We start from the raw sequence: 12,272 nt of genomic DNA on the forward strand, positions 1-12,272 counted from the left end.
CCATACCGGGTTTCAGACGAATCGGAAACCACAACTGGAGCACGTATGAATTTTGGAAGGCTGCTCATGCCGCTTTTGGCCGTCGTGTTGTGCTGTGTCGCTGCATGTGGCGGCGATGGGCGAGATTCTGGTGACCAGCCCGGTCAAAAGACCGAGGTGGAGCACCGCGCCGCCGACACAGCGTCGGCCAAGCGTCCGGCACAGCCCGAGCAGGGGGACCTGCTGGTGACGGGAACCATTGGAGAACCCTCCAACCTTATCCCGCCACTTGCGTCGGACTCTGCCTCGCATGAGGTGGCAGACCTCATATACGTCTCTTTGGTTCGCTATAACAAGGATATCGAACTCGAACCCTACGCGGCCGAAAGCTACGAGGTGCTCGACGGCGGCAGACGCCTTCGCTTTACTCTGCGACAGGACATCCGGTGGACGGACGGCGTAGAACTGACCGCCGACGATGTCGAATTCACCTACAAGCTCATGATCGACCCGAAAACACCAACCGCGTATTCGGAGAACTACAAACTCGTAAAACAATTTACAAAGCTCGACAAGTATACAGTTGAGATCGAGTACGAAAAGCCTTTTGCCAAGGCGCTCATATCGTGGGCGATGGAAATTTTGCCGAAGCACCTGCTTGAGGGCGAAGACCTCATGGACACGAAGTACAGCCGCCATCCCGTGGGGGCTGGGCCCTTCAAGTTTAAGCGCTGGGAGGCCGGAAGGCGCATCATCCTTGAGGCCAACGACGACTATTTCGAGGGCCGTCCGCACCTTGATGGCATTGTCTACCGCGTTATCCCCGACATCTCCACCATGTTCCTTGAGCTGAAGGCCGGAAATCTGGACATGATGGGCCTGACGCCGCAGCAGTACCTGTTCCAGACCACGACCTCGGAGTGGGAGAAGTTTTACACCAAGTTCAAATATCTGTCCTTTGGGTATAATTTTATTGGTTGGAATCACCGCCGCCCTATGTTTCAGGACAAGCGGGTGCGGCAGGCCCTTGCGCACGCCGTAAGCAAGCAGGCCATGATCAAGGCCGTGCTTTTTGGCCTTGGGCGGCCCACCGTCGGCCCGTACAAGCCCGGAACGTGGATGTACAACGACGCGATTACCGATTACGACTACGACCCGGCCAAGGCAAAAGCCATGCTGGCCGAGGCCGGATGGACGGACTCCGACGGCGACGGCTGGCTGGACAAGGACGGCAAGCCCTTCGCCTTTACCTTGCTGACCAATCAGGGCAACGAGCAGCGCATTAAGATTGCGACCATTGCTCAGGCGAATCTGAAGGACATTGGCATCAAGGTGAAGATTCGCACCGTGGAGTGGGCCGCATTCCTCAAGGAATTTTTGGACAAGGGCAATTTCGACGCCGTTGTTATGGGCTGGACCATTCCGCAGGACCCGGATATTTTCAACGTTTGGCATTCGTCCAAGGCCGTGCCCGGGGGGCTGAATTTTGTTGGTTACAAGAACCCCGAGCTTGACGAACTGCTGGTTCAGGGCCGGCACTCCATCACCAATGAAGAGCGCAAACCCATTTACGACAAGGTGCAGGAAATCCTGCACGAGGAGCAACCCTATCTGTTCCTGTACTGTCCGTTGTCGCTCCCTGTGGTGTCGTCCCGGTTCATGGACGTGACGCCCGCCCCGGCGGGCATCTCCCACAACCTGAAGTGGTGGTGGGTTCCCGAGGACAAACAGCGTTACACGGCCGTGCCCTAGGCGCGGCCTCAGGTGGCTACAGCAACAATGATTCGCATTCACGAGATACTGGAAAGGACCAAGGGCTACCTCTCCCCCGCAGAGCAGGAGCTTATTCAGAAGGCCTACGTCTATTCGGCCACCGCGCACGCGGGGCAGACGCGCAGGTCCGGCGAGCCGTATTTGTCGCATCCGCTGGAGGTCGCCAACCTGCTGGTGGGTATGCGGCTGGACGGCTACACCATCGCGGCGGGGCTGCTGCACGACACTGTGGAGGATACCAAGGCCGCCATTGAGGACATCGACAACCTTTTTGGCGAGGAAGTGGCGGACATCGTGGACGGCGTGACCAAAATCAGCCAGATGCAGATGTCCTTCGACTCCAAGGAAGCCGCGCAGGCCGAGAATATCCGCAAAATGGTCATGGCCATGAGCGAGGATATCCGTGTGCTGATGGTCAAATTGTGCGACCGCCTGCACAACATGCGCACCCTGGAGTACATGAAGCCCTACAAGCAGCGGGCCATTGCGCAGGAGACCATGGACATCTACGCGCCGCTGTCCAACCGCCTTGGTCTGCACCGCATCAAGGTGGAGCTTGAGGACCTGAGCCTCAAGTACCTGCGTCCGGATATGTACAGCCAGCTGGAAAAGGGCCTTGTGGAGCGCTCGCAGCACGGACAGGCGTACATTGATAACGTCATCGCCCTTATTGAAGACAAGCTGAAGGCCAATAAGATCAAGGGCCGCGTCAGCGGGCGCATCAAGCATATTTATAGCACCTACCACAAGATGCAGCAGCAGGGGCTGGAGCTGGATCAGGTGCATGACCTGATTGCCTTCCGCGTTTTGGTGCCCAGCATCAAGGACTGCTACGCCGTGCTTGGGCTGGCGCATGCGGATTGGAAGCCCGTGCCCGGACGCTTCAAGGACTACATCTCCATGCCCAAGGCCAACATGTACCAGAGTCTGCATACGACGGTCATTGGCCCGGAGGGCGAGCGCATCGAGATTCAGATACGCACCGAGGAGATGCACCGCATCGCGGAATATGGTGTGGCCTCGCACTGGAGCTACAAGGAAGGCAGCAAGAAGAAAGCCCGCGACATGGACCGCTTTTCGTGGCTGCGGCAGATTATGGACTGGCAGAAGGAGGAATCCGACCCCCGCGAGTTCATGAAGTCCCTGCGTTTTGACCTCTTCAAGGACGAGGTCTACGTCTTTACCCCGCGCGGCGACGTGAAGGAGCTGCCAGACGGCGCAACAGCCGTGGACCTTGCCTATCTCATTCACTCCGAGGTGGGCGACCACTGCGCCGGAGCGCGTGTGAACGGACGGTTGGTGCCGCTCTCGCGCAAGCTGCGCAATGGCGATTCCGTAGAAATCATCACGGATCCGAATCGCCGCCCCAGCCGCGACTGGCTCAAGTTCGTCAAAACGGCCAAGGCGCGCACGCGCATCAAGCACTTTATCCGCACGGAGGAGCGCACCCGCTCCATCGCTCTTGCCAAGGAGATGCTGGAGAAGGAAGGCCGCAAGATGGGCATCAACGTGGCCAAAGCCATGAAGGCGGGCCAATTTGACCATGTTGCCGAGGACTTTTCCTTCAAGACCGTGGACGACCTGCTGTCGTCCGTTGGCTACTCCCGTCTCACCCCGCGGCAGGTGCTGAATAAGCTCTACCCCAAGCTGGAGGAAGAGAAGGAGCAGGAACAGCACGCCCGCGCCAAGGAATCACAGCCCCCGGCGCAGACGCAGGACAAGAGCGCGGACAAAATTCGCATCCACGGCGTGGACGATGTGCTCATCCGCTTTGCCAAGTGTTGCAACCCGCTGCCCGGCGAGCCGATTATCGGCTATATCAGCCGTGGCAAGGGCGTAACCGTGCACACCACGGATTGCCCGAACATGGGCAAGATGGAGCCGGAGCGCCTCATCAATATCTCATGGGAGAGCGATCAGGACCGGCCCTATCCGGCCAAGGTCAAGATTGTGTGTAAGAATGAGCCGGGCATGCTGGCGACCATTTGCTCCAAGCTGACGGAGCAGGGCGCGAATATTGATTCCGGCAGTTTCAAGTCCAACGTGGACGGCAATTCCGAATTGTTGTTCACCATCGAGGTGCGCGACTCCGCCCACCTGTACCGCACGCTGGACAACCTGAGCGCGGTGCACCATGTGGTGGAGGCGGTACGCCTTGCCACCAAGGGCGCCAACTGATCCGGCGCGCAATCTCCCCGCACACAAGAGCGGCCCGGAGCCTATGGCTTCGGGCCGCTTTGCGTTTTCATCGGTGCGGGGTGCCGCTGGGTGCGGAAGGGGTGGTCTGGGGGGACCAACACCGATGAAGGTGCATGCCGTCATGCCCGCGCGTGTGCCTTTCGCGCGGGTGGAGAGGATTGCCCGCGCGCCGCGTCCGTCATCCCCTGTACGGCTACGGCGCGCGGCTGTCATCGTCTACGTATGCCAAACCGTATGACGACGGCGTGTCGCGTTCTCTGCGAGCGAGCATGAGAAGCTATACGCATTTGTCTATATTTGTTGTCCAAATGTGTCAAGGGGGGAGTGGCGTTTTGGGGGAATAGGCGGTGGAGGCTGGTGTGCGCGGGAAAAGGGCGGGGATGGGCATGTGCCCCGCGCCGGGAGCCGTCAGGACGGCTGGTGGCGCGGGGCGGGAAGCATCGGTACGGCGCGCTTAGGAGCGGGCGGCGAGAAGGGCTGCGGCGAGCTCGGCAAAGCCGTGCCCGCCTTCGGACTGGGTAATCCATGCGGGCAGGGCGTCCATGTCGTCAACCAGCGCGCGGACGTTGGCAACGCCCACCGCGTTGGGGAAGTAGGCGAACATGGGGCAGTCGTTGGGCGAGTCGCCTGCGTAGACCACCTGCTCGCGGATGGCGGTGAGGTCCTCGCCAAAGGCTTCCTCCAGCAGGATGCGGGTCATGGACAGCTTGTCGTAGCCGCCAAACCAGCCGTTGACGTGGATGGAGCTGATTTTGGCCTCCGCGCCGCAGTCCGCGAAGATGCGGGCAATGCCGCGTACGTCGTCCTGCGGCAGGGGCGGGATATCCTCGCAAAAGTCAATGGCGAGGTCGGCCTCGCGGTAGGCTTGGTCCGTGGCCACAGCGGCGCAGGGGAAGGCGGACAGGACTTTCTTTTTGATAAGCTCCAGCCGCTGGCGGTCGGCGCGGCGTTCTTCGCCCGTTTTGGCGTAGCGGCGCAGCATGCGGCGCTGTGCCTCATCGTAGCGGAAGTAGAACGCGCCGTTTTCGCCCACCAGTCCGTCCACAGGCCACATGCGGGCGATGTGGTCGCACCAGCCAGCGGGGCGGCCAGTGATGGGAATAACGCGGATGCCCGCGCAGCGCAGGTCTTCCAGCGCCTGATAGGCGGCGGCAGGCAGGCGGCCGTCGTTGGTGAGGGTGTCGTCAATGTCGGTTAGCACGTAGCGCACGGCGGCGCGTGCGTCGCGGGGGAAGTCGCAAATTGGGCGCATGGGCGGAATCCTCTCTGGCATGCGGATGAAGCGGGGATGGTTTGTATCAGCGCGTGGCGGATGCATAGCGTTTCCCGGTGATTGGGGCAAGGGCTGCGCCCGTGCGGCTGGCGGGCGGAGTGGCATTGGGCCGGGGCCGGTCTGGTCCGCGGGCCGACGGGAAGGGGATTCCGGTGTGGAAGGACGGTGGGCGAAGGCCGCGGGTATGTGAACGCAACCGTAGCTGGGAGGCGGGAGCAGGGAACGTGCGAACAGGTGGCGGGCGAATGCTGGCGGCGTGTGCGCGGGCGGCGGCGGGCGAAAAAAAGCGCGGCCCGCAGAGCAGGCCGCGCCAAATAGGCTGTCTATGCCGCCCAGCTACTTGCCAAGCTCCACACTGCGCGCAAAGGACTTGCCCACGGCCTGCACAATGGCGGCGCGGACGCCCTCGGCGTCGAGGTGGTTGGTGGCGGCGATGGTTGTCCCCGCGGGGGAGCAAACCATTTCGCGCAGGACGGAGACATGGTGGTCGCTTTCCTCGGCCAGCTTGGCTGAACCGGTGAAGAGCGCCTCGGTCATCTCCGTGGCCTGCTGGCGCGTCAGCCCAAGGGTGACGCCCGCCTCGATGACGGCTTCCATAAAGTAGAAGACGTAGGCGGGGCCGGACCCGGCAAGGGCTGTGAAGGCGTCAAACTGCTTTTCCGGCAGAATGTGCACCTGCCCAAGCGCGCCGAACATCTCCGGCACAAAGGCTTTATGCGCGTCCGTGAGCGCCGCGTCGTCCAGACAGACGGCAAACACGCCCGCGCCAACCATGGCCGGGGTGTTGGGCATAATGCGCACTACGGGAACGCTTCCGCCGGTAAAGGCGCGCAGCTGGTCCGTCCGGAGTCCTGCGGCGATGGAAAGCAGGCATGCGCCGCGCTGCGACAGGACCGGGGCAAGCTCGGTCAGGAGCGGCTCCATGTGCTGCGGCTTGACGGCAACAAGGACATAGTCCGAACGCTTCGCCACGTCCTCGGGGCTGGCGGCAATTTCAATGCCGCAGCGCTCCGACAGCGCGCGGGCGTTGTCTTCGGAAAGGTCGTACCCAACGATGGAGATATCCTTGCGCCCGGCAAGGCCGGACACAATGGCTCCCCCCATATTTCCAAGGCCGATGACGCCGATAACGGTGTGCATAGTCAAACTCTCTTTAGCCTACAATCTCAAGCTGGTTGAAGAAGTAGGCGATTTCGGTTGCTGCGGTTTCGGGGGCGTCGGAACCGTGCACGCTGTTGGCTTCGATATTTTTGGCGAAGCACTTGCGGATGGTGCCTTCCTCGGCCTGCTCGGGATTGGTGGCGCCCATCAGCTCGCGGTAGCGGGTGATGGCGTTTTCGCCCTCAAGCACGGACACGACACACGGGCCGGAGCACATGTAGTCGCACAGGCTGTCGAAGAAGGGGCGCTCGCTGTGCACGGCGTAGAAACCCTGCGCCTGCTCTTTGGTCATGTGGATCTTCTTGGTGGCAACGACCTTCAGACCGGATTCCTCTATCATCTTCAAGATGGAGCCGATGAGGTTACGCTCGACGGCGTCGGGTTTGATGATGGAGAAAGTGCGTTCCATGAGTACCTCCGAATGAGTGTTGGTTGAGTGGGACAGATCGTCCATGCGGGTGAGTGCGGCCCGCGAGAGTGTCTAGGTGAGGAGCATCCTGTCGGACGAGAACTCTTCTCCCTTGACTGCATAGAACTGGGCCAACAGGTCGTTCACGGACAGCGAGTGCTTCTTCTCGCCGCTAACGTCCATGATGATTTCGCCCTGATGGAGCATGATGAGCCTGTTGCCCAGCTTTATCGCCTGATTCATGTTGTGGGTGACCATGAGTGTGGTCAGCCCCAGCTCCGTCACAAGGTGCTCCGTGAGCAGCAAAACGGAGTTTGCGGTTTTGGGGTCCAGCGCGGCGGTGTGCTCGTCAAGGAGCAGGATGTCCGGGCGGACCATGGTCGCCATGAGCAGCGTCAGCGCCTGCCGCTGGCCGCCGGAGAGCAGACCAATGCGGTCGTCCAGCCTGTCCTCCAGGCCGAGGCCAATCTTGTGGACCTCGCGCCGGAAATAGGCGCGGTCGTCAGCGGTAACGCCCTGCCTCAGCGAGCGCGATGCCCCGCGGCGGCGCGCAAGGGCAAGGTTCTGCGCAATGGTCAGCGAGGCGCAGGTGCCAAGCAGCGGGTCCTGAAACACGCGGCCCATGTGCCGGGCGCGTTTGTACTCCGGCCACCGCGATATGTCATCATTTTTCAGGGTGATGGAGCCGCTGTCGGGCATGAAGGTTCCGGCCAGCGTGTTGAGCAGGGTGGACTTGCCCGCGCCGTTGGAGCCGATAACCGTGATGAAATCGCCCTCGTTGATGGTGAGGTCCACGTTTTTGAGCGCCAGCACCTCGTTGACGCTGCCTTTATGGAAGGAGAGTGTCACGTCGGATAATGTCAGCATCTGGCGAACCTTTTTTTCAGTTTGGGCATGGTCAGCGCCAGCACGACGAGAACGGCGGTGATGAGGTTCAGGTCGCTGGGCGTAAAGGAGAAGCTGCCCACCTTCAGCCCAAGGGCGAGGGCGATGGCAACGCGGTAGACCACAGAACCGGCAATGGCGGCAAACACGGCGCGCGGGATGCTGCGGCAGCCGAACACGGTTTCGCCAACGATGACGGAGGCCAGCCCTGCCACAATGGTGCCGACGCCCATGTTCACGTCCGCCGCGCCCTGATTCTGCGCGATAAGCGCGCCGGACAGCGCCACAAGGGCGTTGGACAGGCCAACGCCGTAGATGATGACTTTGTCCGTATCCACGCCCTGGCTGGTAATCATCTGAATATTGTCGCCCGTGGCGAGCATGGTCTGGCCCAGCTCGGTATACAGGAACCAGACAATGGCGATGCCGACCACAGCCGCAAATATGGCAAAGAGCACCGGCGAGGCATAATACCCCGGCAGGCCGAGGCCCATCATGGTGTCCAGCACCGTGTCCACGCCAAGCAGCGAGACGTTGGGGCCGTCCATGATGCGGATGTTGATGGAATACAGCGCCGTCATGGTCAGGATGGACGCCAGCAGGTGCAGGATTTTCAGTTTGGTGTTCAGCAGGCCGGTAATCATGCCGGCCACGAAGCCCGCGCCCATGGCAAGGACGAGGGAGAGGTATGGATTCATGCCGTGCGTGATGGCAACGGCGGAAACGGCGGCGCCAAGAGGCAGGCTGCCGTCAACGGTCAGGTCCGGAAAGTCCAGAATGCGGAACGTGAGGTACACGCCAAGGACCATAATACCGTAGACAAGCCCTTGTTCGAGGGCACCAAGCAATGCGAAGAGGCTCATGATGCGTTATCCGAAAAGGCATGTCCGGGAGCGCGGCGTACCGCGCCCCCGGTGGTTGGATTCTTCGGGAATCGAAAAGGGCTAGCGGATAATCTTGTCGGCCTTGGCCTTCAGGTCATCCGGCAGGGCCACGCCCTGTGCCTTGGCTGCGGGCAGGTTCAGGTGCAGGGTCAGCCCGTCCTGAAATTCCACAGGCGTGGTGGCGGGTTTGGCGCCGTCCACAAGGATGCGCCGCGCCATGTCGCCAGCCTGTTTGCCGTGCAGGTAGTAGTCGAAACCAAGGGCGGCGACTGCGCCGCGCGGCACGGAACCAACGTCCGCCGCGTACAGGGGCATCTGATACTGCTGGCACACCTTGACCATGGACTCCAGCGCGGAAACCACAGTGTTGTCCGTGGGCACGTAGACGGCGTCCGCGCGCCCGGCAAGGCTCTTGGTGGACTGGTACACGTCGCCGGTCTTGGAGGCCGTGGCTTCCTCAAGGGCGACGCCCTTGGCCTCGCAGGCCTCGCGCAGCAGGCGCACCAGCGTTTTGGAATTGGCCTCGCCGGAGTTGTACACCACGCCAAGGGTTTTCAGGTCCGGCTGAATTTCGAGCATCAGCCCAAGGTGCTTGTCCACGGGCGTTAAGTCGGACACGCCGGTGATGTTGGCGCCGGGCGTTTCAAGGTTGGGCACAAGGCCGGACCCCTGCGGGTCCGTCACGGCCGCGAAGATGAGCGGCACGTCGGCCATGTGCGGCGCTTTTTTGATGATTTGGGCGCAGGTCTGCGCGCTGGGTGTTGCGATGGCCAGCACGAGGTCCGGGCGCTCACCGGCGATGGTCTGGGCAATCTGATTTGCCGTGCCCATGTTCGCCTGTGCATTGTGCACGCTGTAGTCGACATCAACGCCCTGTTCCTTCAAGGCGTCCTGAAAGCCCGCCAGCACGGCGTCCAGAGCAGGATGCTCCACAAACTGGCTGACGGAAACGGAGAACGTCCGGGCAAAGGTTGGCGACGGCGGCAAAGCCGCAAGCAGCAGCGCGGTCAAGACGAGTGGTACGATTCGCTTCATGGGTTCCCTTCCTCTAGCGAATAGGTTGTAAGGCGGTCAGCGGCACCATGCGCGCGGTGCGGTTGGTGCGCTGTCCCCATTCCTGCAGCGCTTTGAGCGTTTCGGGGTAGGGATGGCCGATGGCTATGGCCTGCCCCCGCGACGCCGCAAGGCGCTGCGCCTTTTCCAATTGTCGCCGGATGGAGCGTACGTCCCGGATATTGTCCAGGAATATGTTGCGCTTGTACAGCGCCAGTCCGGCATTGCGTCCTTCCTGCATGGCCACGCTTCCCGGCGTGGTCAGGCTGTCGAGGAAGAACATCCCCTTATTGTGCAGTTCACCCATGACGGTGGCCATTCCGGTCGTGTCCTGCGTAAACTTCGAACCCATGTGATTATTGACGCCGATAGCCTCGGGCACTTGCCTGAGGTCATCGTGCAGTGTGGCCAGAATCTGCCGCTTGTCCATGGTGGTAAAGAGCGCGCCGGGACCGGGACGGACGCCGGGGTAGCCCTTTGGCTCCATGGGCAGGTGCAGCAGAATATCCAGCCCCGCCTCATGCGCGATGCGGGCCACCTGTGTGGCGCGGGCCATGTGCGGCAGAATGGAGAAGGTGACGGGATAGGGCAGCTGGGCCAACTTCTTCGCATAGTTGGCGCTTTGCCCCATGTCGTCGATGACGATGGCCAGCTTGCCTTCGGAGAGGTCCTCCGGGCTTTTGGCGGGCGTCATCGTAAAGGTCAGGGTATGCGTCGGGCGGCCCATGAGCATGACGGTGGCGTGTTGCGTGCCGGATTCGTCGTGCTCGCGGACCAGCTTGCTCACCGGCGCCCATTTGGCAAGGGCGCGCTCCAGTGTGGTGATGAAGCGTTGCGGCTTGCTGTCCAGTTCAATGGTCAGCGCCTGATAGTGGTAGGCCTCGCCGTGGAAGCGGCGCAGGCTGATTTCCGTAAATTCCAGATGCCCCGGACCGTAGCCCGTGAGGATAAGGCTCTCCATGAGCGCAAAGTCCACCTTGCGGACAAGGCGTTCCAGCGGCGCGCCGAGGCTTTCCTCGTAGCCGTGGTATTGGCCTTCGTCGTCCTCGGCAATGGCGGCGGGGTCTTGTGCGGGGCTGGCGCCTTGGGCTGCGCCCTGCGGCGGTGCGCCGCCCTCGGCGGGCGGTGGGGGAGCGGTTTGGGTGGTTGCGGCAACGGGTTGCCGCACTTCGGAATTGCCGCCGCTGTCCGCAAGAAAGAACAGCGTGATGCAGACGGCAACAAGCAGGACAATGGTGACGCCCACAAGGTAGGCGGGGCGCAGCGTCAGTCGAGTGGTCTCGTTCGTGGTCTCTTCGGTCATGCCCATATGGCAGCGCCGGACACGAGGGTCCGGCGCTGAGGTAGTGATGTCTTCTGGGGCGCGCGTACGCGCTATTTAATGGCCTTCAGGTCAGGCAGCTTTTTGACAAGCTGGAGTGCCAGACGCAGCTGGTTGTCGCGGGAGAGCATTTCGAGGGCTTCCTCGGTGGCTCCACCGGCGGCGGCACCTTCTGCGTGCGTGGCGTTTTCAATGTGGCCCTGCAGGTCCTTTTCCCGAATCATGTGCAGGCCGTTGTCGGCCTTTTCGCGCGGGGGCTCAAAGGGATAGATCAGGTCGGGGACAATGCCCTCGGCCTGAATGGAGCGACCGCTGGGGGTGTAGTACAGCGCCGTGGTCAGCTTGATGCCGGAGCCGTCGGACAGCGGGATAACGCTCTGCACCGTGGCTTTGCCAAAGGTGCGCTCGCCAATGAGCAGGGCGCGGTTGTGGTCCTGCAGTGCGCCGGCCACAATTTCCGAAGCGGAGGCGGAGCCGGCGTTGATGAGCACAACCATGGGCACGGTAATGTCCTTGGAGGACTTGCGTGCGTTGAAGTCCTTGCGGTTCTTGGGGTTGCGGCCCTGAATGTAGACCACGTTGCCATCGGACAGGAAGGTGTCCGCCACGGACACGGCCTGATCCAGCAGACCGCCGGGGTTGTTGCGCAGGTCCAGCACGATGCCTTCCAGCTTGTGCTTGGAGCTGTACTCATTGATGAGCTGGCGCATTTCCTGCGTGGTGTGCTCGTGGAAGCGGGTCAGGCGCAGGTAGAGGTAGCCGTCCTCCAGCACTTCGCCCTTGGCACCAATGATGGGGATGGTGTCGCGGTTAATGCTGATTTTTTCGGGGGCGGTGGCGTCCTTGTGCAGGATGGTGAGCACAATCTCGGAGCCTTTGGGGCCACGGATGCGGCGCACGGCTTCGATGAGCGTGATGTCCTGCGTGGTTTCACCGTCGATTTCAAGGATGGTGTCCCCGGCCTTGAGGCCGGCCTTGTACGCTGGGGTGTCCTCGATGGGGGAGATGACGGTCAGGCGGCCGTTGCGGAGCGAAATTTCAATGCCGATGCCGCTGAACTCGCCGGAGGTGCCGATGCGCATCTCCTTGAATTCATCTGCCGTCATGAACGTGGAGTGGGGGTCGAGGTCTTGCAGCATGCCCCTGATGGCTCCGTTGATGAGCTCATCGCGCGAGACGTCGCGCACGTATTGACGCTCGATCATGTCCATGGCCTGACTGAACCGCTTGAGCGGGCCGTAGAGGTCCTCGCCCACGGGCTTGGTGATGCCTGTGGACACAGACATGGAGAGGAGCAGGATTGCTGTGAAGAACCAGACGGTTAAACGCATGTAA

The 12,272-nt window shown here is 61.7% G+C and carries 10 protein-coding genes; 2 read left to right on the forward strand and 8 right to left on the reverse strand.

Translation table 11 applies throughout. The features are described from left to right. The first annotated feature begins 45 nt into the window (after nucleotides 1-45). Both ACYQ2T_RS06090 and ACYQ2T_RS06095 read left to right on the forward strand, forming a co-directional pair. Nucleotides 46-1,731, forward strand: coding sequence for a peptide-binding protein (locus ACYQ2T_RS06090; RefSeq protein WP_459899287.1), 1,686 nt, complete (start codon nucleotides 46-48; stop codon nucleotides 1,729-1,731). 27 nt (nucleotides 1,732-1,758) lie between these two features. Beyond that, entirely contained in the window at nucleotides 1,759-3,930 is a 2,172-nt protein-coding gene (locus ACYQ2T_RS06095) for a RelA/SpoT family protein (RefSeq protein ID WP_459899289.1), read from the forward strand. Between the two features lie 475 nt (nucleotides 3,931-4,405). On the opposite strand, the gene ACYQ2T_RS06100 is transcribed toward ACYQ2T_RS06095, so the two are convergent. The 8 genes from ACYQ2T_RS06100 to ACYQ2T_RS06135 all read right to left on the reverse strand — a co-directional run bounded on the left by ACYQ2T_RS06100 (nucleotide 4,406) and on the right by ACYQ2T_RS06135 (nucleotide 12,268). After that, nucleotides 4,406-5,203 carry an HAD-IIB family hydrolase gene (locus tag ACYQ2T_RS06100; protein WP_459899291.1) on the reverse strand — a complete coding sequence of 266 codons (798 nt, stop codon included), beginning with the start codon at nucleotides 5,201-5,203 and terminating at the stop codon, nucleotides 4,406-4,408. Between the two features lie 357 nt (nucleotides 5,204-5,560). Next, nucleotides 5,561-6,364 (reverse strand): pyrroline-5-carboxylate reductase, encoded by an 804-nt coding sequence (gene proC / locus ACYQ2T_RS06105; RefSeq protein ID WP_459899293.1) that lies wholly within the window; start codon nucleotides 6,362-6,364, stop codon nucleotides 5,561-5,563. Nucleotides 6,365-6,377: 13 nt separating this feature from the next. Then, nucleotides 6,378-6,794 carry a nucleoside-diphosphate kinase gene (gene ndk, locus ACYQ2T_RS06110; protein WP_404844551.1) on the reverse strand — a complete coding sequence of 139 codons (417 nt, stop codon included), beginning with the start codon at nucleotides 6,792-6,794 and terminating at the stop codon, nucleotides 6,378-6,380. A gap of 72 nt (nucleotides 6,795-6,866) precedes the next feature. Continuing rightward, nucleotides 6,867-7,661 (reverse strand): ABC transporter ATP-binding protein, encoded by a 795-nt coding sequence (locus ACYQ2T_RS06115; protein WP_404844552.1) that lies wholly within the window; start codon nucleotides 7,659-7,661, stop codon nucleotides 6,867-6,869. Then, a complete protein-coding gene (locus tag ACYQ2T_RS06120; protein WP_459899296.1) occupies nucleotides 7,655-8,542 on the reverse strand; it encodes an ABC transporter permease in 888 nt (295 codons plus the stop codon). Before ACYQ2T_RS06120 ends, ACYQ2T_RS06115 begins: the two co-directional genes overlap by 7 nt. 81 nt (nucleotides 8,543-8,623) lie before the next feature. After that, nucleotides 8,624-9,598, reverse strand: coding sequence for an ABC transporter substrate-binding protein (locus ACYQ2T_RS06125; protein WP_459899298.1), 975 nt, complete (start codon nucleotides 9,596-9,598; stop codon nucleotides 8,624-8,626). A 13-nt stretch (nucleotides 9,599-9,611) separates the two neighbouring features. Further along, nucleotides 9,612-10,925: a divergent polysaccharide deacetylase family protein gene (locus tag ACYQ2T_RS06130; RefSeq protein ID WP_459899300.1), complete on the reverse strand. Its 1,314-nt coding sequence runs from the start codon at nucleotides 10,923-10,925 to the stop codon at nucleotides 9,612-9,614. Nucleotides 10,926-10,990: 65 nt separating this feature from the next. Next, on the reverse strand, nucleotides 10,991-12,268 hold the full coding sequence (locus tag ACYQ2T_RS06135) for a S41 family peptidase (protein WP_459899301.1): 1,278 nt from the start codon (nucleotides 12,266-12,268) through the stop codon (nucleotides 10,991-10,993). Nucleotides 12,269-12,272: the final 4 nt, after the last annotated feature.

The organism is Desulfobaculum senezii, from assembly GCF_054657395.1.